The sequence below is a fragment of the Paenibacillus helianthi genome (genome assembly GCF_001909055.1).
Classification (GTDB): domain Bacteria; phylum Bacillota; class Bacilli; order Paenibacillales; family Paenibacillaceae; genus Paenibacillus_AQ; species Paenibacillus_AQ helianthi.
Map to the genome: position 1 here is coordinate 1 of NZ_LVWI01000031.1, position 25,018 is coordinate 25,018.

Below are 25,018 nucleotides of genomic sequence, written 5' to 3' on the forward strand. Positions count from 1 at the left end.
GTTTGAACGTCTGGATCAATGGACGCGAATGAGGGTGCGAGCCTTTATGCGCAAAAAGAGATCTACGGTGTCAAACCGGCTGATACCAAACAAAGTACTGGAATCAGCCGGAATGGTATTTCTAACAAGCTTACTCACCACACGTTCCTAATTCAGGAGTGAAATAAGCAATCCGGCGACGGATGAAGGAAACTCACTCCTGAAGATGGGGAACTGACGAAGGAAAGCCGTGTGCGGGAAATCCGCATGCACGGTTTGACGGGGAGTCCGAGGGAGTAATCCCTCGTCTTACCCTACTGATCTCTACATAAAATGTTCTGCCAGTTATATGAATGCTGTTACTTCTTAAAGTTCTCAATAAACTTCTCAGCCAGGGACGACAAGTATTTGTCCTTCATCCAGACTGCGGCCACCCGGGTATTCAGTGAATCGCTGCGAATTTCCTTGGACAGAACATTGCTGTTGTTGGCAAGGATAAAAGCGGACCTTGGAATGATACCGATGCCGAGCCCTGCATTCGCCCAGAGCAGGGTCGTGCGGGCGTCATCGTTCATACAGAAGACCTGGGGATCGAAGCCATGCTCCAGACAGGTCTCGCGGATCAGCTGTTCGAAGCGGCGGTAAATAATGAGCGGCTGCTTACGGAGCTCCCCAATCTCAATTTCGGGCTCTCCACCTGTCCAGTCATATTCAGGTGCCATCACGGCAATCATAGGTTCCGATGAGGTGTATACACACTCAAGGCCTGCGGAGTTGAAAGGAGTGCGGACAATGCCGACTTCGACGATACCCTTGTTCAGCAGATCGAGAACGCGATAGGTATTGCCTTCGTGAATCTCGAATTTCACCCCGGCGTAGACCAGATGGAACTCCATCAGCCGCTCCTGAAGCAGGGTTGCCGCAGAAGAAGAGACGGTGCCGATGGACAGGGTGCCTGAGATACCTTTGACAAAATCCTTCAGCTCCCGGGTTGTAGAATCGGTCAATTCAAGAATTTGCTGTGCCCGGTCCCGCAGAATGATTCCGGCTTCGGTAAGCTGGATACTGCGCGGCCCGCGTTCTACCAGCTTCACCCCCAGCTCCTCCTCCAGCAGTTTCAGCTGTTGGCTGAGCGGCGGCTGGGCCATTTGCAGCTTTCTCGCCGCTGAGGTAATTTGTCCTTCTTCGGCAATAGCCATGAAATATTTCAGTTGGCGGATATCCATAAGTTAACCTCCGTATTGAGCTCGCTGCCATATGCGGATCGTATCGCATGGATACGAAACCAATATTATTAATATGTAAATAGGTATGACATAATCATAACGGGTCTTATTCCATTTTTCTAGCTGTTACATACTACATAGGTTAGGTGAGGATTACTGTGTTCAAAATTGCTGTATTTCTTAAGCCCTATAGGAAAGAAGTGACACTGGGGCCGATCTTCAAGCTACTGGAGGCCATTCTTGAACTCTTACTGCCCACCATTGTTGCACTGATCGTCAATAACGGCATCGGCCGCCATGACAGCGCCTATGTGTACCGGATGGGAGGGCTAATGGTGCTGATGTCCTTGCTCGGATTTGGCTGTTCCATGGTTTGTCAATATTATGCCGCCCGGGCTTCGCAAGGCTTTGGTACTTCCCTTCGCAACAAGATGTTCAAACATATTTCAGCCCTCTCCTATGCCGAGCTGGATACCTTCGGTACGCCTTCGCTAATCAACCGGATCACGAATGACGTGAACCAGCTGCAGCTCGCCGTAGCGATGCTGATCCGGCTAGTCATTCGCGCTCCGTTCATCTGCATCGGAGCTATTATCATGTCTATGATTCTCGACTTCCGGCTCTCGCTGATTCTGCTCGCGGCGACTCCGGTATTTGGCGTGATTCTGTATTTCATCATCACGCGCAGCTCGCCGCTCTACCGCAAATACCAGCAGAAGCTGGATCATCTGGCTCTGGTGCTCAGTGAGAATCTGTCCGGCATCCGGGTGATCCGCGCATTTGCCAGGAGCCGCAGTGAAAAACAGCGCTTCAACGCTGCTTCGGAGGATCTGACAGCGACAGCAATCCGCGTCGCCCGCATCTCTGCATGGCTGGGGCCCATGACAACGCTGGTGGTGAATGCAGCGATTATCGCCATATTGTGGGCAGGCGGCATCCACATTGATGCCGGACGGCTGTCCCAGGGCGAGATTATCGCTTTTATCAACTATGTGACCCAGATCCTGCTGGCACTGATCGTAGTCTCAAATCTGGTGATTATATTTACAAAGGCTTCATCATCGGCGAACCGTGTGAATGAAGTTTTGGATACTGTGGGCTCTGTTGCGGATATAGGGAATCAGGGCCTTACACCAGCAGAGAAGCAGGCTCCTGCGATTGCTTTTGAGCATGTCTCGTTTGGATACAACACCACAGGTGAGCTGGCATTGCACGATATTTCAGTGACCATTCAACGTGGAGAGACCGTGGGACTGATTGGGAGTACCGGCTCCGGCAAGTCAACTTTTGTGAACCTGATCCCGCGTTTCTATGACGCTGTTGAGGGGGAAATCCGGGTCGATGGGGTAAGTGTCAAAAATTATGGATTGGAGGAGCTGCGAAGCAAGATCGGCATCGTGCCGCAGAAGGCAACGCTGTTCAGCGGTACCATAGCTGACAATATCCGCTGGGGCAGGCAAGATGCCTCACACGCAGAATTAATAGCCGCTGCTTCTGTAGCCCAGGCTGAGGAGTTCATCCAAAAGCTGCCTGAAGGGTTGGATACTCCCGTCGCCCGCGGAGGTCTGAACCTGTCTGGCGGGCAAAAACAGCGGCTGGCCATCGCCCGTGCCGTGGTGATGCGTCCGCAGATCCTGATTCTGGATGATTCGGCAAGTGCACTTGATTTTGCCACGGATGCGGCCCTTCGACGTGCGCTGAAGGAGAGCAGCGGAGAAACTACTGTGCTGCTGGTCTCCCAGCGGGTGAGCACTGTCCGCCAGGCGGATCAGATTATCGTCTTGGATGAAGGACGGATCGCGGGTGTTGGCACACATGAAGCATTATTGCAGAGCTGTGGAGTGTACCAGGAAATCTGTCAATCCCAGCTTTCAAGTGAGGAGGTAGGTACGCGATGAGCTCCGGAGCAACCTGGAAAAGAATGTTTAACTATACCAAACAGCATAGAGGCATCGCCATCGCCGCTGTTTGCTGCGCCATATTGAGTGTCATCGCCAGCCTGATCGGACCGCTGCTGATCGGACGGACTGTTGACCAGATGGTGGGTCCTGGACAAGTGGACTTTGACCAGATCCTCCGGCTGCTGCTGATCTTGGCTGTGGTTTATATTGTCGGCAGCTTTTTTGGCTGGCTGCTGACTTACTATACCAACCGGATCGCCTACCGGACGGTCTATGATATGCGGAGTGAGCTGTTCGACAAGCTGAACGTGCTGCCGCTGAAGTTCCATGATAATCATCCCCAGGGGGATAGCATCAGCCGGTTCGTCAACGACATGGATGCTGTCTCGGATGGTTTGCTGCAGGGCTTCTCTACGCTGCTGACCGGAGTGGTCACTATTGCCGGGGCCATTGGACTAATGCTCTACATCAGTCCGGTGATGACACTTGTTGTGCTGCTCTCGGCACCGGCAACCTTTTATGTCGCACGTTTCATTACGACCCGTTCCCAGAAGCTGTTCCGGGAGCAGGCCAAAATTCTCGGCGGACTGAACGGGTATGTGGAAGAAGTCGTAGGCGGCCAGAAGGTGGTGCAGGCATTCCGTTACGAAGACCACAGCTTCGCCCGGTTCTCTGAACGGAATAACGAGCTGTACCATACCGGCATCAAATCGCAGTTCTACGGCTCGCTGTCCAATCCAAGCACCCGTCTGGTGAACAACATTACATTTTCTGTGATTGCGATGATCGGCAGCGCACTGGTAATCGGGGGCCATTTCTCGGTGGGGGATCTATCCAGTTTTCTAATCTATTCGAATCTGTTCGCCAAGCCGTTCAATGAAATAACCGGTGTGATCACTCAGCTTCAATCAGCCACGGCTTCGGCGCAGCGGATCTTTGCCATTCTTGACCTGCCGCCGGAAACCCAGGATGCCAAGAACGCACATGTTATGGGTGTGAGCCAAGGTACGATTGCTTTTGAAAAGGTAAGCTTCGCGTATACACCGGAACGTCCGCTAATTAAGAGCTTCAGTCTGGAAGTGGAGCCGGGCACGCGGGTAGCCATTGTCGGGCAGACCGGAGCAGGCAAAACAACACTGGTCAATCTGTTGATGCGCTTCTATGACGTGGACAGCGGCAGCATCAGGATTGACGGCACAGATATCCGGGCGATTACCCGCGACAGCCTGCGCCGCAATTTCGGGATGGTGCTGCAGGATACCTGGCTGTATGGCGGTTCGATCCGCGATAATATTGCTTACGGCAAGCCGGAGGCGGCTGATGAAGAAGTGATTGCCGCTGCCAAGGCTGCGAACGCCCACAGCTTCATCAAACGGCTGCCCGAGGGCTATGCGACAAAGATTTCCGGATCAGGGGATAATCTGTCCCAGGGACAGAAGCAGCTGCTCACGATCGCCCGCGTCATGCTTGCCGATCCGCCGATGCTGATTCTGGACGAAGCCACCAGTAGTATCGATACACTGACGGAGGCCCGTATTCAGAAGGCTTTTCTCACGATGATATCCGGCCGTACCAGCTTCGTGATTGCCCACCGGCTGTCCACCATCCGTGAGGCGGATGTCATTCTCTACATGAAAGACGGTGATATCGTCGAGAGCGGCACGCATGAAGAATTGCTTAAGCGTGCTGGCCATTACGCCAGACTATACAACAGCCAGTTTGCGGCGGTGTAGCCGCCAGCGGATTCAAATGGTCAATTCCCTGAGGTCATGCTCCATCAGCAACAGATTATTTTTCATTTCCTTCATTCCGGCCCGCGACAGCTGGCCCGATTCAAATATGAGCTGAATCTGATCTCGTTCCAGCTGGATGCCTACCCGTGCCAATTCATCCAGAGTGGTGTCGAAGTCCTGCCTGGAAGAGGAAGAGGCTTCACTTCTGCTATATCTGCTGAGCATTCGCTCGTAACGCAGAATCGAAGAGCTGACGTCCTCAACTTCTGTGCCGGCCGTAGGCAGTACGGCATTTAATTTTTCAATAACATACTTGATATTGCGCACTCTGAAGGCATCCAGGGCCTCCCGTCTTTCCTGGAAGCTTAGAGTCGCCTGGTTAAGCATGCCGGACACCTCCATCCATTGCCGGAGTGCCTGCAGGTTAGTTTTGTATTGGTCATCCTTGGTGAACCGGAACAGTGTCCGGTTGAGCCTATGCAGAGTGCGGTAAGCGATAAAAAGATTCACTTCTTTGTTCTTGATCGCCAGCAGAGTGCTTTCCCTTTGCCATTTGAGCGTGTCGATAAGCAATGGCCGCTGCAGTCTTTCGGCAGCTTCGTCTTTTTTCAGCTTACGGATTCTTGAATGGTATGTATTAATAATTCTGCCGATAGCAACTCTATTGTCGTCATTGGTCTGTTCACTTAAGGCAATCACCACATTGCGCAGAATTTCCATTTCAATAGGAGTCTCATCGTTGACCTGAGCGGCTTCCGCATCATCTCCAATTAGAAGAGGCAATAGGTAGTTGGATGCCAGTAAGGTCCACAGAATGACACCTGCCGCCAAAAAGATGATCAGATCCCGCTCCGGGAACGGATTTCCGTTATCCAGGAAAAAGGGCAGCGACAAGGTACTTGCCAGCGTGATCGTTCCCCGTACCCCGGACAGGGTGAGAATGAGCGCGTTTTTGATGGTATGTCCCGGGGCTGGCTTCTGATATCCGGTACCGGGCAGCGTCATTACAAGAACCCAGACAAAGCGCAGGGCCAGTAGAGCAAGTGTCAAGACCAGTGTATAGAGAATCACCTGAGCATGACCAAGACTGGAGCTGTTCCAGATGGTCCGGATAATCTCCGGGAGCTGGGTGCCGAGAATCAGGAAAACCAATCCATTCAATACATAAATAATTACAGACCAGGTGCTTTTGGAAACGATATTCAGTCGGGCGATCTCGGGATTTAATTTTTTATATCCAAAAGAGTGGGCGATACCCGCGCTGACTGCCGCCAGAATTCCGTTGACCCCAAGTTCCTCGGCCATCAGAAAAACAGCAAAGGGAGTTAACACCTCGATCAGCATGTGCAGCGTAACATTTTCCATCCCCAGTTTCCGCAGCCACTTTACAAATACATATTTCACCAGAGTCATTAGAAGTCCTAGCAGAATACCGCCGAGGGAGATTGCCGCAAAGCTGAGGCTGGCCGAACGTAAGGAGAACGCGCCGGTTACCATTGCTGCTGCGGCGAATTGAAAGGATACCAGCCCGGAAGCATCATTAATGAGTGATTCTCCCTCCAGGATTTTCATCGTGTGGTGGGGGATTTTGATCTTTTCCTCCAGCGCTCCGACCGCTACAGCATCTGTAGGAGCCAGTGCTGCGGCAAGAGCAAAAGCTGCAGCGAGCGGAATGACGGGAAGCAGCCAATTCAGAAAGAAGCCCAGGATGGCTACAGTCATGAATACCAACCCAAGTGCCAATAAAAGTATCGGTTTCTTTAATCGCCAAAGGGCCTCTTTGTCTGATTGCCGCCCATCATTAAACAGCAGAGGGGCAATGAATAATAGTAAAAACAACTCGGGATTGAGCGTTAACTCGAAGTGGAGAGGCAGGTAGGTAATTACGACTCCGAGTATAATTTGAATAATGGGGACAGATACAGAAGGAATGAACCGGTTGACCAGATTGGATAATGCGATTGCCGCCAGCATCAGTAAAATGAACTCAAAGATTTCCAAAAGCATTAACCACCTTATGTGTAAATTGGATTGCAATGTTGCTTTCCTCTGAGGAAGGGCGCTGATGTTGGTTCTTAGGATTCATGCAGCCGCTTGCGCATCATCCCCGGTGTACAGCCGTAAGTATTCCGGAAGACACGGATGAAATAATTGGTCTCCATGCCCAGTTGCAGGGCGATATCCTGCACCGGTGTATCGGCATTCTCCCGGATAAGCTGCAGTGCACGTTCGAGGCGGAGGTTCTGCAAATATTTATGCGGTGTGATCCCATACTCCTGCAGGAACAGCCGTTGGAAATGCTGCACAGAGTAGCCTACCGCAGCAGCGAGATTTGAGACCAGCAGCGGTTCGGTAAAATGCTCATTAATCAGGCTGACCGCCTTCTGTAAAGCCTCGTTGCGAACGCTCTCCAGCTCAAGACGGCCTGCGGGTCCTGAATCAGAGGCATTGCGGCGGAGTAACAGAAGGAGCCGGTAGAGCGCCACAGAGAGCTCTTGCATCACATGCTCGTCCTGGCGGCTTGCTTGCTGATTCACCGCATGCCAGATGCCGCCGACCTGTTCCCAGCATTCCTCAAAATGCTCGGGACGAAGCGGCGGGGCACCTGGCAGAATACCAATTCCTTCAAGCAGGCCCGGTGACAACTCGCCATGAAAACCGATGAAGCCTACATGCCAAGGGGTAAGCGACAGCGGGTAATACTCATGGCCCCTGTCGGGTGGATAGGCGAAGGCCATACCGGGTTCCAAGATTGTTTCATTTCCGTTCTCCAGGTCCCGGAACAGGCCTTTTCCACTGCGGATCAGAAAAATTTGGTATACCGGGAAGCCGCCTGGACGAACATGATGATACTGGATATGGCGGCCGACCGAATAGGGATACAAGGGGAAACGGTTCAGGTCGCGCGGCATTTCAATTAGGGAGAAAGGTAGCATGATGGTCACCTCGTATTCATTTTGTACTAGTAAAGCGAGTGTATATTCCTACTGCCTGAATGGATTTATCCTATATGATATACAGTATAAAGAATGATTCATGAAATGGACAGGACTTAATCTCAGAATGTATCAGAGAATAATCCCATCCTGACATGGACCACATACCGAAAGGATGAACCCACCCATGAATATGAAATTACCCCCAGTCAGCAGCAAGATTCCAGTCATGCTGCATGGAGCCGACTATAATCCCGAACAATGGTTGAAGTACCCTGAGGTGCTGCAAGAAGATATCCGTATGATGAAGCTTGCCAATTGCAATGTAATGTCTGTTGGAATCTTTTCCTGGGTATCCCTGGAGCCGGAAGAAGGCGTATTCACCTTCGGTTGGCTGGACAACATCCTGGATACCTTTGCCGAGAACGGGATTTATGCTTTCCTGGCTACACCAAGCGGGGCACGCCCGGCCTGGATGTCGGAGAAATATCCTGAAGTACTGCGTGTAGAAGGAAACCGCGTGCGTAATTTGCATGGCGTCCGCCACAATCATTGCTATACTTCACCTGTGTACCGTCAGAAGACGGCACTTCTGAACGGCAAGCTGGCAGAGCGCTATGCGCATCATCCGGCAGTTATCGGATGGCATATCTCGAATGAATACGGCGGCGAATGCCACTGTGACCTGTGTCAGGCGAGCTTCAGGGAATGGCTGAAGGTGAAATACAACAACAGCCTGGAAGAATTGAACCATGCTTGGTGGGCTACGTTCTGGAGTCACACGTATACCTCATGGGATCAAGTGGAATCCCCGGCCCCGCATGGGGAGACGCAGGTTCACGGCCTGAACCTGGACTGGCGCCGCTTCGTAAGTGAGGCGACCATTGATTTCTGCCAGCATGAGATTGATTCTGTGCGTGATTATAATCCCGAGCTGCCGGTAACGACCAATATGCACAATATTGACGGTGTGGATTACCGCAAGCTGGCCAAGATTCTCGACGTAGTTTCCTGGGATTCCTATCCGTCCTGGGGCTACTCGGATGATGATGACGACGCTCGTCTGGCCGCTTGGGCCGCAATGCACCACGATATGTACCGTACCTTCAAGCATAAGCCATTCTTGCTGATGGAGAGCACACCTTCGCTACTGAACTGGCAGAGTGTCAGTAAGCTGAAGCGGCCGGGCATGCACAAGCTGTCCTCGCTGCAGGCGGTTGCCCACGGTTCGGACTCCGTGCAATATTTCCAGTGGCGCAAAAGCCGCGGCTCGAGCGAGAAATTCCACGGCGCTGTTATTGACCATAGCGGGCACGCCGAAACCCGCGTCTTCCGCGATGTTGCCGAAGTGGGCCGGACGCTCTCAGAGCTGCAAGCGGTAGTAGGTACTACCACGCCTGTGCAGACAGCAATTATTTATGATTGGGACAACCGATGGGCGATTAAGGATGCGCAGGGTATCCGCAACTCCGGCCTGAAATATGAAGAAACTGTACTTCAGCACTACCAGGCACTATGGGAGCTGGGGATTCCGGTTGATATTATCGGTTCGGAAGAGGACTTCTCCGCCTACAAACTGGTGATTGCACCTATGCTGTACCTGGTCAGCGAAGATAACGGCAAACGGATTGAGAAGTATGTCGAACAGGGGGGAACCTTCCTGGGGACTTACTGGTCAGGTATAGTCGGAGAGACGGATCTCTGCCATTTGGGCGGATTCCCGGGTCCGCTCCGCCGGACGCTGGGGATCTGGGCGGAAGAGACAGAAGGCCTGCACAGCCGGGATCTGAACGGTCTGGTGATGAATTCCGGTAATGCGCTGTGTCTTGATGGAGACTATGATGCGCATGAAATTGCCGAGCTGATCCACCTCGAAGGAGCAGAGGCGCTGGGTACGTATCGTTCGGACTTCTATGCCGGGCAGCCTGCGCTTACGCTGAACCGTCTGGGTGAAGGCCGGGCGTACCACCTGGCTACACGTGTGAAGGATGCCGGATTCTATGTAGAGCTGTATGCGGCAATTGCCAAGAAAGCGGGAATTATCCGCACACTGGATACCGAGCTGCCGGCAGGCGTCACCGCTCAACTGCGGACCGACGGAGACAGTGACTATATATTTGTGCAGAATTTCAGCGGCGTGGAGCAGTCCATAGAGATGGATGCCAGAACGTACACTGTATTAGAATCCGGTGAGCCAGTTCCAGCGGTACTTACGCTTCCGGTTCATGGCCTGGCTATTCTGAAGCGGGTCACACTAGTTCATCAGGCAAGCTAATAGTTAAAAGGCAGGACCCGGTAGTGCTGGGTCCTGCCTTTTTTGGGCTGTGATCATAGTAGTAGCTGTCAGCCACTTAGCGGAAAGCCGCTTCGATTCCTGCGATAATCTGCAGATAATAGTCCGTGTCATGCGGTACAAAATGACTGATGTCTACCCTCTCTTGGACGTCAATCCGCTCACCACGATCCGTGATACGAAAACCTGAGACATCAAGCTGCTGCAGATCTCCCTGCCAGAATTTGCGGAAGGAGGCAAACTCTGCGGTGACGATCCCGGCAACTTCTTCCGGCTGCAGATGAAATTGGTCCAAGGGGAAAGGATTGTCATACAGGAAAACATTCGCTCTCTCCCTATCGATCATCCCTTCCTTGACCATGGAATAGGGGATGATTCCTAGTGGGATGAGCTCGTCATAAGTAAGCTGCAGTCCCAGCTCCTCCTCCACCTCACGGATGCCGTCCATGGCCGTCTCGCCCGCCAGTAAATGTCCGGCAGCAGTAATATCAAGCAAGCCGGCATAGTCCCGCTTGTCCTTGCTCCGCAACTGAAGATAGATATAGAGCGAATCTGCACGCTGTTCTACGAACCAGCAGTGAAAGGTCTCATGCCAAAGTCCGTACCGGTGCACTTCATCGCGTGGGGCGGTGCCAGTCACCTGGCCCTGTGCATCATATGTAGTAAGAATTTCGTCTGACATGTGGATTCTCCTTATTGGCCCAGTTGCTAATAACACTATCATAAAAAATAGGAGAATGCTCGGCAGTCATTGTTCAGAAAGGTATAATATGGCATAGGAGGGGAAGAGCATGCACGTGGGGATAGACAGGAAAGAATTCAATTCATTAACGGATGAAAGACTCGGCTGGGTTTGCATGGAGCCAACCTTCAAGCTGATCCGCGGAAAATCACCGGAAGTGAAGGCTGCGGCAATCAAGCAGTTGGGCAAGGGGCAGACAGCACTTTGCATGTTCCGCATCATGTATGACCACAGCTCTAAGTCATCAGCAGAGTTTTATGCATGGAGCTCTTACCTGCTGGACCAGCCGGGAACTTGGAACGGAGTGCTGGAGGGTGTACGTTTTTTTGCAGATGATGCCATGTTGGAGCTGCTTGAAGAGACACGGAAGAGGCTGGAAGCCAGAAACCGCCGATTGGGTTTGGGGTGGGGCGATGCTCGGCTGAACGATATCGAAACCGATCCTGAACTGCTGGAGATAGTCAATGGCCTGTATGAGCGCTTTAAGCGGCTAATCCCGAATACCCATAACGTTATCGCTGAATATATCCGTGCCCACCCGGACGAGTTCGTAGAATTCATCGGATGATTGGTGGGGTTTTGTAAAGAAGCGGCAAGATTTAATGAGTTGACATATCGGGAAATGTCGATATAATGATGGCATGAAACCAATTAGCCCGATTGATGTATTTAAGGCACTTTCCAATGAAGCACGACTTCAAATTTTGGAGTGGTTAAAAGATCCTGCAGCTCATTTTGGACCCCAGGGAGGGGTTGATCTTATCGAAATCGGGGTATGCGTAAGCCAGATTACAGCTAAGCTGAATATGACCCAATCCACCACCTCTCAATACTTGTCTGTTCTGCAGCGGGCAGGGCTTGTGCATGCAACCCGGTTGGGGAAATGGACATATTACAAAAGAGATGAAACAGCATTATCCCAAATAGCTGCTTACATCCAGAAGGATCTCTAGAGAATAAAGACTGAATTCAAACATGTGAATTCAGTTTTTAAATACAAAACAAATCGATAATTCGTGATATGTAAATTAATTAATTTTTGCTCTATACATCGACATATCACGAATTGTGTGATTACAAAAGGAGCTGTTCCATGTGACCACCCCATCTAAACCTTCTGCCAGCCAGGCAACCCTCGTTATCGTTGCCCATCCACATTTGGAGACATCCCGGATTAACAAGCGGTTGGCGGCCGAGATTGACGGAATAGGTAATGTTACCGTTCACCGGTTGTACGAGAGTTATCCGGACGAAAAAATCGACATAGCTCATGAGCAGGCACTGTTAACAGCTCATGAGCGTATCGTGCTTCAATTTCCATTCTTTTGGTATAGCTCGCCTGCCTTACTGAAGAAATGGATGGATGAAGTATTCGAGCATGGCTGGGCTCACGGCAAAGGGGGAGACAAACTGAATGACAAGGAGCTTCTGATTGCGATCTCTTCCGGAGGCGCTCAAAATATGTACCAGGCAGGGGGGCTTCATAATTACTCTTACAGCGAGCTGTTGCGGCCGTTTCAGCAATCCGCTAATCTGACCGGGATGATCTACCGCCAACCTTTTGTAGTGAGCGGAATCCGTGAAGTGAATGATGAACAGCTGGAGAACTATGCCGCAGATTATGGTGTCTATGTGTCAGGTGTGACAGCTTGATTCATGAAACGGGTTCCCGGAGCTATTCACCGGAACATGCAAAAAAACTGGACCGGCCTTTGTTAGGATGATCCAGCTTTTTTTGTATGTGTATGTCTATTTTAAATTTAGGAAGAGAATAGCCAGGTATTATCTAGCCAACCATCCGCCATCCACGTTCAGAATGTGGCCGTTCAGGTAGTCGGAAGCAGCGGATGCCAGGAACACAGCAGGTCCTTTAACATCTTCAGCGGTTCCCCAGCGTCCGGCAGGAATCCGGTCAAGGATGGAATCGGAGCGGTTCTGGTCGGCACGGATCGGAGCTGTATTCTCCGTAGCCATGTATCCAGGAGCGATTGCGTTGATGTTCAGACCGGAGCCAGCCCATTCATTGGCAAAAGCTTTTGTCAGACCAGCTACAGCGTGCTTGCTTGCTGTATAGCCCGGTACATTGATGCCGCCCTGATACGAGAGCATGGAGCAGATGTTGATGATTTTACCGTTGCCTCTTTCCAGGAAATGGCGGCCGGCGATTTGCGACAGCAGGAAGACCGTGTTCTGGTTGAGGTTGATGACATCGAACCAGTCCTTTTCACTGTGGTCCTTGGCAGGTGTACGGCGGATCATACCTGCACAGTTGACAAGAATGTCAACGTGGCCTGTGAAGGCAACGGCTTCGTCGAACATGCCTTGAAGCTTGGAGTGGTCGCTCAAGTCGCAAGCGATGCTGAGTGCTTTTACGCCAAAGGCTTCAGCAGCTGCTACGGTTTCAACACTGGCATTGAGGGAAGCGGAGATAACGTCTGCGCCTGCTTCTGCAAATGCAAGGGCAATCCCTTGCCCAAGACCTTGGGCCGCACCTGTTACGATAGCTGTTTTACCTGCCAAACTGAATAAAGATGACATTTGATTATTCTCTCCTTTTAAAAAACGTTGATGAGTATCTTGAAATGGCTTAAATGTGTATTTAATCTACCCGCATTCGATGTTGATGCCTGCGTTTCGGAACTGGCTTACGGCTTCGGCCGCAAGTCCGCTGTCTGTCAGCAGCACATCCACTTCCTGCAGTGAAGCGAATGTGCGCAGTGCAGTATGTCCGAATTTGTGATGATCGCAGACGGCGAATACCGTGCGGGCCGTGGATACTAAGGCTTGTTTGAAATCGATGAAATCACCGGTGTAAATGGACAGTCCGTGTTCAATATGAACGGCTGTAGCCGACAGAAAGGCTTTTTCTATATTCAGCTTTTGGACATAAGAGACCGCTTCGGGACCGGCCAGCATATTGCGGACCCGGTAACCTCCCGGAACGACGAGACGGATGTTATCTTTCTGAACCAGCTCGCTGATGATGTACACATCATTGGTGATGACCGTCAGCGGAATATTCTCCAGCCTCCGGGCAATTTCAAGCGTGGTACTGCCGCCATCCAGTGCAATAATATCATCCTCTGCGATATGGGCCAGCGCCAGCTGAGCAATCTCCGTTTTCTCATCGGAGTATTTATCCAGCGGATTCCTCAAGGGCAGAATGCCGAACTGATCGCTTTGAGCCAGCACGGCTCCGCCGTGGACACGCATAATCAGTCCTTGTTCCTCCAGCTTGCTTAAATCCTCGCGGATTGTTTTACCCGTGACCTGGAGCTTATCACTCAGCTCGTTCACTGTTACATCCTTCTGGTTCAGCATTACTTCCATAATCATCTCGTGTCGCCGTATCGGGTTCATCCGCCTGCCTCGTCTTTCCGTAGTTGTTTTTGTTCTATTGTAATTCCTTCATGCCTACGGGGTCCATATCATCATAACGCTTATTGTCTCCGGCCATGCTCCAGATGAAGGTGTAGTTGTGTGTACCTACACCGCTGTGGATCGACCAGCTTGGAGAAATTACCGCCTGTTCATTGTGCATTACGATGTGACGGGTCTCTGTAGGCTCGCCCATGAGGTGGAACACAATGGAATCATCCGGAAGGTCGAAATAGAAGTAAGCTTCCATCCGGCGCGGGTGAGTGTGGGATGGCATTGTATTCCACATGCTGCCCGGTTTCAGCTGGGTCATACCCATAACGAGCTGAGCACTTTGCACACCATTGGTGTGAATGAAGCGGTGAATGGTACGTTCATTGGAGTTTTCCAGGCCGCCCATTGCGCCGGATTCGGATTCAGCCAGCGTAGTTTTGGTAGTAGGGTAAGATTGATGTGCAGGCGCTGAGTTCAGGTAGAACTTTGCAGGCTTTACGCTGTCAGCGCTTTTGAAAATAACATCTTTGGCGCCTTGTCCAACGTACAGACATTCCTTGAAATCTATTTCATATTCTGTTCCGTCTACTACAACTGATCCCTTGCCTCCGACATTGATAACACCCAGTTCGCGGCGTTCGAGGAAGTAAGTAACTCCAAGCTCTTTCAGGTCAGTAGTGAGCACGACATCTTTATTTACGGGATTAGCACCGCCGACGATCATTCGGTCTTCGTGGGTCAGGACAAGCTTCAGTTCATCCGGCGCAAAAATGACAGGAATGTGGAACTCCTTGCGCAAGCGTTCTGTGTCAAATTGCTTAACTTCATTAGGATGGGATGCGAAACGTCTTTCCATTGAATATTCAATCTCCTTCGCAAACATATTTTCGTTCGTATAGGTACAATTTAATCCATATAAGTTCATTTAGCAAGTGATAATCTTTTTTAGTGTGTTTATTTTAGTTCATTTATTGCGTTTTGGCGTTGCCATATGAACTGAAAGCGTGCACAATAGAATTGGAAAGAGAATGGATTTCCAGTATGAGGATTCTGCCGCAGCGGAGCTGATGAGAACAGGGAGGAACGTACCCATGAGGTATATTACAGGTGGTAAACGCAGTTCCGGGAATGGATTCAGCACCATAATGTAATAAGATACGAGCTCAGTAGGTATGGACTTTCCAGACGCGTGCCATAACATATTAAAATTCAAGAAATCTGGAGGGAGAACGAAAGTGGGAGAACTTAAGGCTGCACCGGGCCCATATCAGGCCCGCCAAAAGGAAATTATCTATAATATCGCTAACCGGGCTGAACAGCGTCCATTGATGGACAGCGGGCTGTGGTTCCATGATGATGTCCGGAATAACTTTTATTATGCATCTTACCTTTTTGCTGCGGCGGTGGATCCTGGTTTGGAGCTGCCTTTTGAGCGGGCGGAGGCCAAACGCAAAGCAGAGGCCGTGATGCTCGAAACCGTGCTGCTGCAGAACCGGCAGCCTGGAACTCTATTATACGGCCATTGGCCGCTGGGACTGCATCCTCTGCCGCGTGAAGCAGCGCCGCATGAGCTGCCGGTGGAGATCATGGGCAGCCTGTTGGTCTGGTTCTTCAAGCAATACGGGAGCAGACTGAATGCCGGACTGCGGATTGCGTTTCACACGGCAATCGGACATATCTACCGCAGCGGCTTCTATCGTAAGCCGGTGGTTCACTTTGGACATCATGAGGCCAAATATACGGCAGCAAAGCTAATCTTCGGCAGGCTGTTCGATGATGAGGAACTGCTGGCAGACGGGCGCCAGAGCCTGGAGAATACACTGGCGTATATCCGGGAGAAGGGAATGCCGGAGTACGGCAGCCTGCCCTGGTTCTGGCACTGGGTGCAGGCATTCACCTGTGCCTGGTCGCTGGAGGAAGACAAAGAGATTAAAGACACGCTTGGAGAAATGCTGGATTACCTGTGGAATGAACGGGGACAATTCTATCTGCAGGGAGCCTGGGCTGGTGCGCATTCCCGGGGCTGGCCGCATGACGTTCCGGCGGATGGCAACGTACTCCATGACTATGTGCAATTTGGGGATTTCCAGCTGCCGCAGAGTATGCCGCGTACGGAATATGCCGGGTTCCTGTTCTATGAAGCTCCTGCTCAGGTGCGGGCTGCCGCAGTGAACCGCCAGACTCCGGTGGAAGTCACCAAGGTGACGCAAAAAGTCATGCCAGTAGATCCGAACCCGCAGCCGCTGATTCACTCCTATGTGTATATTACCGGGAGCTTCGCTGCTGGTGGTCTATGGGAGCGGGTAGAGGAGTTCGACAATGAGCAGCTCCGCTGGGCCTTTTCACTGCCAGTGTCTCCAGAGTATGCCGTGAACCGGTTCTACTTCTTCCATCCCGGCCAAGGCCATCACGAAGGTGACCCCCGCCATCAGAGCCGATATATGGAGGTGCTGTATCACCGGAGCACCATCCTCTCTTTGTTCCCTGTACCGGAGGGTGAAGCAGACACGATAATTGGAGTACTGCCCAAAGGCGAGTGGGTGAAGGAGTCCTCTGCGCTGTTCGGCAAGACGGGTGATGTCTATTTTGCCGTGTACCTTTCCCGCGGTTACCAGCTTATTGACCGGGAAGCTTATCTCGAAGTGTCAGCCCAAGGGATGCCGGGCGGAGTAGTTGTCGAGGCTATCAGTGTCAAGGAGGCTATGGAACGGGGAATCAGCGATTTAATGTTGTTTGCAGCAGAACGGGCAGCACATGCACCCTCTTTTGAGACAGGAGCTATCTTGGCTGTTCAATATAACAATATCGAAGGAGATCAGCTGCAATTAAGTACAGGAGATCAAATGACAACGCAAGCGCTGCTGAACGGCAGCCCGATCTCCTTGGAGCACTATACCGTTAGCGGAAGCTAATCAGAAATTCTGGAATTGCCAAAGAACCCGCAGGCAGGATGTGAGCCTATGCGGGTTCTTTTTAGATTATACCCTCATGTTGCAGGGGTTCTTATTTGTCTGTACGTGCCCGTTATCCTGTATCCTTTCCACCGTAAGCGTTATTGGAATTGTCTACACGATATGGGATCTTATCACCGTCATACTGCAAGCCGTCCGATTCATAATCCTGCCTTCATTTGCCTAAAAACTGGTTATCCTTTACAGTTTGAATAACGATGTCTTTCTGCACAAGGTTGCAAATCACCAGACCAGGGATACCGGAAAGAATCATCATTCAATACAGGGAGGTTATTCAATTGATTGCTACACTGCAAGCATCCCTAGTGGGGGCAACTGCAACGTTTGAACGCCATTACAAGCAACCGGTGGACAAGGTATGGGCGATGCTGACGGATAATGCGCTGCTGGCTAAGTGGTTTCCCGAGCTAAAAGCCCAGGACTTGTCGGCAGGAGGAAGCATGATATTCGACATGGGGGACGGCAGCTCTGTAGTCATGGAAATTATGGATATCAAGGTAAACTCCATTCTGGAGTATGTCTGGGGAAATGACAGCGTGCGTTTTGAATTAAGTCCCGATGGAGATGGCACCCGCCTGCTGCTGATCGAGAGCATCAGTGAAATTACCAGTCATACGGCCAAAGACCTCTCCGGCTGGCATGTCTGTCTGGATGTAATAGAGGCACTTCTCGACGGTGAGGAGCTGCAAAACCGTAAGAAGGTATGGGAGCAATGGTTCGTAGAGTATACCCGGCTGGTGGAGGAATTCAGGTTCACCCGAACAAACAGGGGATAAGGTTCAATGAAATGCGCGTCCATGTTATAATATTCAGGAGCATTCATACGAGACTGAATTTATCCCTGTAATGACTTATTGGAGGAGTAGCGTGGCAAAAGCGAAGGTGGCCAAACGGCCGACAAGAGATGAATTTGTGCTGGAGGAAATTGGCAATCAACTGACAGAAGCCATGCAGGAGGTCTCTGAGATTTTATTGACCGTCTGGGGCAAAGAGGAGCAGGTCCGTGGAACGATCGTTGGCATGGACTCGCGAACCGGCAAGGTGCATGTGAGTTTTAATGAGGAACTGTTCAAGGTTCCATTTATGGACATAATGGCTTTGGATTACCCGAGAGATTAGCAGGTAAGCAGATAGAGTGCAGCCGAAAGGTCGATGAATGATGCAAATCACCAAAACGAACGCCATGCGGATTCTTGATACCCGAAAAATAGCCTATGAGGTTCATCAGTACGACAACGAGGACGGCCAGATTCATGGAACTGCGGTAGCTGAAAAAGTGGGTCTGCCGCCTGAAACGGTCTTTAAAACGCTTGTCGCGCATAACGGACCGAACCTGTATGTGTTTGTCATTCCGGTGGCTGAAGAGCTTGATTTGAAAAAAGCCGCCAAGGCGGCTGGTGAAAAAAAGATTGAGATGCTCCCGGTGAAAGATCTGCTGAAATGGACCGGCTACGTGCGCGGTGGCTGTTCTCCGGTAGGGATGAAAAGGCTCTATCCGACCTTTATCGACAGCAGTGCCGAGACGCTGGCAACTATAGCGGTGAGCGGCGGGAAGATCGGGATGCAGATGGAGCTGGCACCCGATCAGCTCGCCGGAGCTATAGGCGCTAAATTCAGCGAGCTGATTAAGTGAGGTTCCAGATAAAGTCTCCAACCAAAAAGCAGTGGCCGATGAAAGGATTCATCCAGTCCACTGCTTTTTGCTGTTCAAAGGGTTACTCCCAATTAGAAACGGGCGGCGAGGTAGCCCAAATATTCCTTTAGTGCCGTCCCGGTATTATTTATTGCACCGGGGGATGGAGTGAATCTGGCTAAATAGAGTCGCCGATCAAGGCTAACGGTATAATCCGTCGGATACGCCAGCGGCAAAAGCCCGTTATTCTTAAAATGGATCATGGCACGGGGCATATGAAATGCCGAGGTAACCAGAATCGGGTGGCTGAGTCCCTTGCTTTTCATGAGGAGCTTTGTATAGGCGGCGTTCTGCTCCGTATTCAGTGACCGGTTCTCGGTCAGAATATCGGTCTCCGGGACACCGAGGCCCATTAGCTGCCGCTTGGCGATATTCGCTTCGTTGCCGCTGTCTGCAAATACTTGGCCGCCGGAGAACAGGATCGGCAGTCCCGTCTCGCGGTACAACCGCACTGCGGTCAGCAGCCGGTTCGCCGCCGAACCGTACAAATTGCCTTCCCCGTCGATATCAGGAGTTCCCGAGGTGGCTCCCCCGCCCAGGACGACGATTACATCGCCTTGAATCAGCTCGGGCTTGTCATACTGCCGTTCCAGGCTGCCCATCAGCAGATCACCGATCAAGGGAGTCATGGAGAGGTAGAGCAGGATAGTAATGCCGAACAGGACCAGTGACGGACGGCGGCTCTGCCGCCACAGCCAGATTGTCACACCCAGGAGCAGTACGACGAAGAGACCTGGCGGAAGCACGAAGCTGTAGACGGATTTTATGAAATAAATCAACGAATTCACCTCATTATGTATAATTGCTGCACATATTGTACCATGTTCAGTGGAAGCAGGCCTAGCGCCTTTGGATGCATAGGAGTCTGCTTTCCCGTGAACATCGGTTGATTTTGTGCCACTAAGCACGTACTATTATGGTATTACTTAGGGTTCGAAGGAGTGTAGTCTGTGCTGGAGCTTGGTTTTGATGATCCGGAGAAGCTGGTGGCAGTGGCACATGCGTTGTCGACCCGCTCCCGGGTTGATATTCTCCATTTATTAAATTCCCGGAATTTAAATGTGATTGAAATTGCTGAAGCGCTGAAGCTGCCGGTGTCCACAGTGGCCAACAATGTGAAGGTGCTTGAAGCGGCGCGGCTGATTAATACCGAGCTGCTGCCAGCTTCCCGCGGGGCGATGAAGGTCTGCAGCCGCAATTACGACGATATACATATTGCTTTGAATGAGGAGAAAGCTGCCCCTAAAGGGGCTGTACGTGTATACGAAATTGAGGTACCCATTGGACATTACAGCGATTGCGACGTGTCACCTACCTGCGGCATGGCCGATGCCGAAGAGATGCTGATCCGTGAGGATGAGCCCTCCGGCTTTTACCATCCCAGGCATATAGGCGCTCAGATTATCTGGTTCCGTAAGGGCTATCTCGAATATTTGCTTCCGTTGGAGGTGCCGAAGGGGGCGAGAGTCGAAACGCTGGAGCTATCGATGGAAATATGCTCGGAAGCCCCCAATTACGACAACAACTGGCCATCAGATATATCGGTCTGGATCAACGGGGTGAAGATTGGCATGTGGACAAGTCCCGGCGACTTCGGCGGCCGGCGGGGCAAGCTGAATCCGGTCTGGTGGAGCGATTCCTCCACACAATATGGCCTGCTTAAGACGTGGCGGATCGACATGGACAAGACCATGCTGGATATGGAAAAAGTATCGGATGTGAGCCTAAGCCAGCTTAATCTGGCACAAAGCCCGAAAATCCGGCTGAGGATCGGTGTCAGCCCGGATTCGGTCCATCAAGGCGGCGTCAATCTGTTCGGGCGGGGTTTTGGCGACTATGCGCAGGAAATCATGATGAAGCTGAGCTTTACACGGGACGAAGAAGAACCGGACCATTAGATACAGATAATCTGTAACTAATGGTTTTTTTTGCGTTTTATAGCATCCGAAAACAATATGAAAGCGTTGACGTAACGTGTTTATCTTCTTATAATCGGTATTAAATACAATAAAACAGAAACAAAACAAAAAAACCGTTTTTAATAGAGGTATTTGAGAGGACAGGTGTTATTCACATGACTACTAAAGCATATATTCCCAATTATCCAAGACCACAGTTTGTACGCAAGGAATGGCTTGACCTAAACGGAGAATGGAGTTTCAGCTTCGATGATGCCAATAGCGGTGAGGCTGAGGAATGGTATGCAACGTTTCCGGACGCCCGGCTGATTACGGTTCCTTTTACTTATGAGACTATCGCCAGCGGCATCGGTATTCAGGAATTCCACCCCAATGTCTGGTATGAGAGAACACTGGAGCTTCCGGCAGAAAATACCGGCCAAAGGGCGATTCTGCATTTTCAGGGCGTTGATTACCGGGCGAAATGCTGGGTGAATGGTTCCTATGTCGGCCAGCATGAAGGCGGATACGCCGCATTTTTCTTTGACATTACTCCATTTGTGACTTATGGTGCTGCCAACCGTATTGTGCTCAAAGCGGAGGACAGTATGGACTGCACTCAGCCCAGGGGCAAGCAGCGCTGGGTAGCCGACAATTTTGAATGCTTCTACGTGCAGACGACTGGAATTTGGAAACCGGTCTGGCTGGAATGTGTTAGTGAAGCCCGGATTGATTCCGTGAAAATGACGCCTGATATCGACCGGCACATGATCCGTTTCGAATTTCGGTTTACAGGTCTTAAGAAAGGAATGGACCTGACACTCGATTCGCTGATTACCCTGAAAGGACAGCAGGTGAAACGGTTCAGCCTGAGTGCTGACCGCGATCTGGTGAGCATTGAAGTAGACGTATGGCATGAAGCGGGAGGTCCATGGATGCAATCTCTGTGGTCACCGGAGGCCCCGAATTTGTATGACGTTGAGTTTAAGCTGCTTCAGGGATCAGAGACCGTAGACCATGTGTACTCATATTTCGGGATGCGCAAAATTTCTATTGAAAACGGACAGATTCTCCTCAACAATAGACCACTCTACCAGCGCCTGATTCTGGATCAGGGGTACTGGAGTGAGAGTCATTTGACACCGCCTAATGAGCAGGCACTAATCGGCGATATCGAGCGGATCGCGGAAATGGGCTACAATGGTCTCCGCAAGCATATGAAAATCGAGGATGCACGTTTTTTGTATTGGTGTGATGTGAAAGGGATGCTGGTATGGTCAGAGATGGCAGCTACCTATGAATTTAATGACCTCGCCGTTGAACGCTTCACCCGGGAATGGCTGGAAATTGTGCCACAGCAGTACAATCATCCTTGCATCATCACCTGGGTTCCGTTCAACGAATCATGGGGAGTTCCCGCCATTGCCAACGATGTCAGACAGCAAAAATTCACGGAAGGCATCTACCACTTGACCAAAGCCATTGATCCTTACCGTCCCGTTATAACCAATGACGGCTGGGAGCACACAGTTTCAGATATTCTGACGCTGCATGATTATGTGGAAGCTGGAGAACAATTCCTGGCTGCTTACACCGACAAGACTTCCATCGTGGATAATGGCATCTCCTTCAATAACTTCAAATTCGCCTGGGCCGAAGGTTACGCCTATTCAGGCCAGCCGGTTATTGTCAGTGAGTTCGGCGGCATTGCCTTTCAGACGGAGAGCGGCTGGGGTTATGGAAATCAGGTGAAGACAGAGCAGGAGTTCCTGGAGCGCTTCCAGACAATTACTGCGGCGATCAAAGCAACGCCATACATCAGCGGCTACTGCTACACCCAGGTCAGCGATGTACAGCAGGAAGTGAATGGCCTATTGACGGAGGACCGCAAGCCCAAGGTTCCGTTCGATAAGATCCGTAAGATCAATCTGAGTTAAGTTCGTCTATAGTGAATATTGTCCACGGAAGACGGTTTTCCATTCGTTCGCTGAATTGGAGCCGTCTTTTCATCTTTTCCGGTATGTACAGGATTCTAAAGGGTTCTTGCATCTATTCCATTTCGCTTTGTGCTCCAGCATGGTTCTAAATTGATAACCATAGGAACATGATCTGGTCAATAAAAACAGCGGTAGCCTAGGACTTGGTTATCTCGTCCGTGGCCGCCGCTGTTTCTATATGACGATATTACCATTCCAAAATCCTTGAGGAATCAAAGCTTCCAGTCCAGGGCTTTTTTCGTTCTGCAGTTAGAAAATCCGGTGTTTCCAGCCGTTCAGCTTGGAGACCGCTTCAATATAGTAGTAGTCTGCATAGATCAGCGAAACTTCAATGAAGGAATCCCCGCTGCCGGTGCCTTTGGTAAGGATCGCTTCATGCTCGGGCTGATCCCAGGTGGCGTAATTCTCTGTTAATGAGCGGAGGATACGTTCCGCCGCATCGGCATACAGGCTCTGTTCACCCCGTGGAACCAGATTGGCAAGCTCCAGCAGACCGGAAGCGGCAATAGCTGCAGCCGAGCTGTCCTTATATTTGCGTTCGTCATTTCCGGTGCGGAAATCCCAGTACGGGACCTGATCCTCCGGCAGCGCCGCGATGAAATAATGGGCAGTCCGCTTGGCGGTATGGAGAAAGCGCACGTCCCCGGTATGCCTGTACGTATTGATGAATCCGTAGAGGCCCCAAGAGGCTCCGCGGCTCCAGCAGGACTCTGGCGAATATCCCTGTCCGCCTAAGTTCTCAATATACGCGCCGGTCTCGGCATCAAAGGAGAGGATATGCTTGGTGGAACCGTCTTCCCGAATCCCGTACTGCATCGTAGTTTCTGCATGGCTGATCGCTATATGCTTGTAACGGGGATCACCGGTAACCTTGCTGGCCCAGAACAGCAGCGAGATATTCAGCATGGAGTCAATGATGACCCAGCCGTCTTTGTCCGCATTCCAGGCACGGATGAACCTGCCGGCAGGATTATAGCGGGCGGCCAGGAAGTTGGCGGCCTCGATTCCTCTACGCAGACCATCCTCATCGCCGGTCAATGTATGCTTGATGACAGCAGTAGGCAGGAACTGAAAGCCCACATCATGGTGCAATTCTTCAGTCGGCTTGACGAACCATTCCTCCAGGGTCGCGTCCCAATGCCAGGCTGCCTCTTTATATACATCTTTTCCCGTCATATCATGCATGATCCAGAGTAGTCCCGGCCAGAAGCCTGAAGTCCACCAGTCCGATCCGATATCGTCGAATTTGCCGTCTTCACCGGCATAATGCGGACATTTACCGCCGATTTGTTCTACCATGCGTGTGACCTTTGTATCCAGTTTGTCCATAGCTTCCTGCCAATAGGCTGTGCTCATTGCGGATGCCTCCAATATTTAAGAATGTGCTCTGAGTATATCGTGAAGAAGCTAGAGGAAGTTGCGAATTTATATCCCGAAATATCGAAATCTTGTCATGATCCTCAGGAGCATTTTCAACCTCAATGCTTTTTGACAGGGCTGTTATCGCGACAATATACCAACATTTCTGTGTAACCCAGCCAAACTACAGATGCAAGAAGGACGGTATGCTTGAAGTATTGAACATCCCAGGAGGTTATTAGACAATGAATCAGCTGCAAGTGTATGAAGCCCCTAAGGACATTCCGGGCCGGCAGGATTACCAGGTGAAGGTGCGGAATCCGGGTGAAGCGTGGCAAACGCTTTTTATTTATGAGGTCAAAGTAGACATGCATGAGGTCCGTCCGGCGTCAATGGCATTTTTTGATTTTGAGGGAGAAGCGGACGTAGAGATCACCTGCCTGTATACAAGGATTGAAGGCGGCGATCAAAGGCCGCGATATTATATTTTATGCTTCCCCCGATGGAGAAGCGTGGACCGCGATGTGCACGCCGCTTGATTTCGGCACATTGTCCGATGAATACGGCGGCAAGCTCGGTTTCACTGGCTCCTATGCCGGAATCTGCGCTCAGGATCTGGATCAGCAGGCGATAGCAGCGTATTTTAACTACTTTGAGTATAGAGCGGACTAGTACGGCAAAAGGAATACTATAGCCCATAACGAAAGGCTGATTACGGGGATACGGGAACGGGAGCTTCAAGCCCGATCAGGCGCCGTATTACACGGACAACCAGAAGGTGGCTGAGCAGACGAATAATAGGGTCAGACGAAGAATGTCCCCATTGCCATTTCTGGCAGAATAGGGCGTTCTTTTTTTTGCGAAAGAGGTGGAGAGGCCAAGCAAATAGAACACCATTTAAGGGTACGGACAGGGGA

The 25,018-nt window shown here is 51.0% G+C and carries 23 protein-coding genes; 14 read left to right on the top strand and 9 right to left on the bottom strand.

Going from position 1 to position 25,018, the window contains the following annotated elements; all coding sequences use genetic code 11:
* Positions 1-338: 338 nt before the first annotated feature.
* On the bottom strand, positions 339-1,205 hold the full coding sequence (locus tag A3844_RS07935) for a LysR family transcriptional regulator (RefSeq protein WP_074103181.1): 867 nt from the start codon (positions 1,203-1,205) through the stop codon (positions 339-341).
* A 158-nt stretch (positions 1,206-1,363) separates the two neighbouring features.
* On the opposite strand from A3844_RS07935, the gene A3844_RS07940 reads away from it, so the two are divergent.
* Positions 1,364-3,103 carry an ABC transporter ATP-binding protein gene (locus tag A3844_RS07940; RefSeq protein WP_074107106.1) on the top strand — a complete coding sequence of 580 codons (1,740 nt, stop codon included), beginning with the start codon at positions 1,364-1,366 and terminating at the stop codon, positions 3,101-3,103.
* Entirely contained in the window at positions 3,100-4,839 is a 1,740-nt protein-coding gene (locus A3844_RS07945) for an ABC transporter ATP-binding protein (protein WP_074107107.1), read from the top strand. Before A3844_RS07940 ends, A3844_RS07945 begins: the two co-directional genes overlap by 4 nt.
* Positions 4,840-4,851: 12 nt before the next feature.
* On the opposite strand, the gene A3844_RS07950 is transcribed toward A3844_RS07945, so the two are convergent.
* The gene (locus A3844_RS07950; RefSeq protein ID WP_074107108.1) at positions 4,852-6,840 is read right to left on the bottom strand and encodes a Na+/H+ antiporter; all 1,989 of its coding nucleotides are present in this window, start codon (positions 6,838-6,840) and stop codon (positions 4,852-4,854) included.
* A gap of 74 nt (positions 6,841-6,914) precedes the next feature.
* Entirely contained in the window at positions 6,915-7,775 is an 861-nt protein-coding gene (locus A3844_RS07955; protein ID WP_074107109.1) for an AraC family transcriptional regulator, read from the bottom strand.
* Positions 7,776-7,962: 187 nt separating this feature from the next.
* Between A3844_RS07955 and A3844_RS07960 the strand changes: the two genes are divergently transcribed.
* Complete coding sequence (locus tag A3844_RS07960) at positions 7,963-10,050, top strand: beta-galactosidase (RefSeq protein WP_074107110.1); 2,088 nt, start codon at positions 7,963-7,965, stop codon at positions 10,048-10,050.
* A 76-nt stretch (positions 10,051-10,126) separates the two neighbouring features.
* Here A3844_RS07960 and A3844_RS07965 read toward each other — a convergent pair whose 3' ends face one another.
* Positions 10,127-10,750 (bottom strand): NUDIX hydrolase, encoded by a 624-nt coding sequence (locus A3844_RS07965; RefSeq protein WP_074107111.1) that lies wholly within the window; start codon positions 10,748-10,750, stop codon positions 10,127-10,129.
* A gap of 109 nt (positions 10,751-10,859) precedes the next feature.
* Here A3844_RS07965 and A3844_RS07970 point away from each other — a divergent pair, with 109 nt between their 5' ends.
* From A3844_RS07970 to A3844_RS07980, 3 genes are all read left to right on the top strand, one after another.
* Positions 10,860-11,378 (top strand): hypothetical protein, encoded by a 519-nt coding sequence (locus A3844_RS07970; protein ID WP_074107112.1) that lies wholly within the window; start codon positions 10,860-10,862, stop codon positions 11,376-11,378.
* Between the two features lie 82 nt (positions 11,379-11,460).
* Complete coding sequence (locus A3844_RS07975) at positions 11,461-11,763, top strand: ArsR/SmtB family transcription factor (protein WP_074086235.1); 303 nt, start codon at positions 11,461-11,463, stop codon at positions 11,761-11,763.
* A gap of 142 nt (positions 11,764-11,905) precedes the next feature.
* Positions 11,906-12,463 (top strand): NAD(P)H-dependent oxidoreductase, encoded by a 558-nt coding sequence (locus A3844_RS07980; protein WP_074107113.1) that lies wholly within the window; start codon positions 11,906-11,908, stop codon positions 12,461-12,463.
* A gap of 129 nt (positions 12,464-12,592) precedes the next feature.
* Here the strand turns inward: A3844_RS07980 and kduD are convergent, their stop codons facing one another.
* The 3 genes from kduD to kduI all read right to left on the bottom strand — a co-directional run bounded on the left by kduD (position 12,593) and on the right by kduI (position 15,038).
* Positions 12,593-13,348 (bottom strand): 2-dehydro-3-deoxy-D-gluconate 5-dehydrogenase KduD, encoded by a 756-nt coding sequence (gene kduD / locus A3844_RS07985; RefSeq protein WP_074103189.1) that lies wholly within the window; start codon positions 13,346-13,348, stop codon positions 12,593-12,595.
* A 66-nt stretch (positions 13,349-13,414) separates the two neighbouring features.
* Positions 13,415-14,170 carry a DeoR/GlpR family DNA-binding transcription regulator gene (locus A3844_RS07990; protein WP_074086156.1) on the bottom strand — a complete coding sequence of 252 codons (756 nt, stop codon included), beginning with the start codon at positions 14,168-14,170 and terminating at the stop codon, positions 13,415-13,417.
* 34 nt (positions 14,171-14,204) lie between these two features.
* Entirely contained in the window at positions 14,205-15,038 is an 834-nt protein-coding gene (gene kduI / locus A3844_RS07995) for a 5-dehydro-4-deoxy-D-glucuronate isomerase (protein ID WP_074086157.1), read from the bottom strand.
* A 379-nt stretch (positions 15,039-15,417) separates the two neighbouring features.
* On the opposite strand from kduI, the gene A3844_RS08000 reads away from it, so the two are divergent.
* From A3844_RS08000 to ybaK, 4 genes are all read left to right on the top strand, one after another.
* Entirely contained in the window at positions 15,418-17,094 is a 1,677-nt protein-coding gene (locus tag A3844_RS08000) for a hypothetical protein (protein ID WP_074107114.1), read from the top strand.
* A 338-nt stretch (positions 17,095-17,432) separates the two neighbouring features.
* Positions 17,433-17,930 (top strand): SRPBCC family protein, encoded by a 498-nt coding sequence (locus A3844_RS08005; protein ID WP_074107115.1) that lies wholly within the window; start codon positions 17,433-17,435, stop codon positions 17,928-17,930.
* 91 nt (positions 17,931-18,021) lie between these two features.
* On the top strand, positions 18,022-18,273 hold the full coding sequence (locus A3844_RS08010) for a YolD-like family protein (RefSeq protein ID WP_074086161.1): 252 nt from the start codon (positions 18,022-18,024) through the stop codon (positions 18,271-18,273).
* Between the two features lie 40 nt (positions 18,274-18,313).
* Positions 18,314-18,787: a Cys-tRNA(Pro) deacylase gene (gene ybaK, locus A3844_RS08015; RefSeq protein ID WP_074107171.1), complete on the top strand. Its 474-nt coding sequence runs from the start codon at positions 18,314-18,316 to the stop codon at positions 18,785-18,787.
* Positions 18,788-18,879: 92 nt separating this feature from the next.
* Here the strand turns inward: ybaK and A3844_RS08020 are convergent, their stop codons facing one another.
* On the bottom strand, positions 18,880-19,626 hold the full coding sequence (locus A3844_RS08020) for a YdcF family protein (protein ID WP_074103194.1): 747 nt from the start codon (positions 19,624-19,626) through the stop codon (positions 18,880-18,882).
* Positions 19,627-19,797: 171 nt separating this feature from the next.
* Here A3844_RS08020 and A3844_RS08025 point away from each other — a divergent pair, with 171 nt between their 5' ends.
* Both A3844_RS08025 and A3844_RS08030 read left to right on the top strand, forming a co-directional pair.
* Positions 19,798-20,745 (top strand): ArsR/SmtB family transcription factor, encoded by a 948-nt coding sequence (locus A3844_RS08025; RefSeq protein WP_074086163.1) that lies wholly within the window; start codon positions 19,798-19,800, stop codon positions 20,743-20,745.
* A 176-nt stretch (positions 20,746-20,921) separates the two neighbouring features.
* A complete protein-coding gene (locus tag A3844_RS08030; RefSeq protein WP_074107116.1) occupies positions 20,922-22,682 on the top strand; it encodes a glycoside hydrolase family 2 protein in 1,761 nt (586 codons plus the stop codon).
* Positions 22,683-22,991: 309 nt separating this feature from the next.
* On the opposite strand, the gene A3844_RS08035 is transcribed toward A3844_RS08030, so the two are convergent.
* Complete coding sequence (locus A3844_RS08035) at positions 22,992-24,098, bottom strand: glycoside hydrolase family 88 protein (RefSeq protein ID WP_074107117.1); 1,107 nt, start codon at positions 24,096-24,098, stop codon at positions 22,992-22,994.
* Positions 24,099-24,346: 248 nt separating this feature from the next.
* Between A3844_RS08035 and A3844_RS32730 the strand changes: the two genes are divergently transcribed.
* Together A3844_RS32730 and A3844_RS08040 are read left to right on the top strand one after the other, a co-directional pair.
* Positions 24,347-24,640: a hypothetical protein gene (locus A3844_RS32730; RefSeq protein WP_167374648.1), complete on the top strand. Its 294-nt coding sequence runs from the start codon at positions 24,347-24,349 to the stop codon at positions 24,638-24,640.
* On the top strand, positions 24,555-24,773 hold the full coding sequence (locus A3844_RS08040) for a beta-xylosidase family glycoside hydrolase (protein ID WP_244169725.1): 219 nt from the start codon (positions 24,555-24,557) through the stop codon (positions 24,771-24,773). Before A3844_RS32730 ends, A3844_RS08040 begins: the two co-directional genes overlap by 86 nt.
* Positions 24,774-25,018 lie beyond the last annotated feature (245 nt).

Coding starts and splice junctions, on each gene's coding strand:
- A3844_RS07935 (WP_074103181.1), bottom strand. CDS start 1,205: ATGGATATCCGCCAACTGAAATATTTCATGGCTATTGCCGAAGAAGGA.
- A3844_RS07945 (WP_074107107.1), top strand. CDS start 3,100: ATGAGCTCCGGAGCAACCTGGAAAAGAATGTTTAACTATACCAAACAG.
- A3844_RS07955 (WP_074107109.1), bottom strand. CDS start 7,775: ATGCTACCTTTCTCCCTAATTGAAATGCCGCGCGACCTGAACCGTTTC.
- A3844_RS07960 (WP_074107110.1), top strand. CDS start 7,963: ATGAATATGAAATTACCCCCAGTCAGCAGCAAGATTCCAGTCATGCTG.
- A3844_RS07965 (WP_074107111.1), bottom strand. CDS start 10,750: ATGTCAGACGAAATTCTTACTACATATGATGCACAGGGCCAGGTGACT.
- A3844_RS07970 (WP_074107112.1), top strand. CDS start 10,860: ATGCACGTGGGGATAGACAGGAAAGAATTCAATTCATTAACGGATGAA.
- kduD (WP_074103189.1), bottom strand. CDS start 13,348: ATGTCATCTTTATTCAGTTTGGCAGGTAAAACAGCTATCGTAACAGGT.
- A3844_RS07990 (WP_074086156.1), bottom strand. CDS start 14,170: ATGAACCCGATACGGCGACACGAGATGATTATGGAAGTAATGCTGAAC.
- kduI (WP_074086157.1), bottom strand. CDS start 15,038: ATGGAAAGACGTTTCGCATCCCATCCTAATGAAGTTAAGCAATTTGAC.
- ybaK (WP_074107171.1), top strand. CDS start 18,314: ATGCAAATCACCAAAACGAACGCCATGCGGATTCTTGATACCCGAAAA.
- A3844_RS08030 (WP_074107116.1), top strand. CDS start 20,922: ATGACTACTAAAGCATATATTCCCAATTATCCAAGACCACAGTTTGTA.
- A3844_RS08035 (WP_074107117.1), bottom strand. CDS start 24,098: ATGAGCACAGCCTATTGGCAGGAAGCTATGGACAAACTGGATACAAAG.
- A3844_RS32730 (WP_167374648.1), top strand. CDS start 24,347: ATGAATCAGCTGCAAGTGTATGAAGCCCCTAAGGACATTCCGGGCCGG.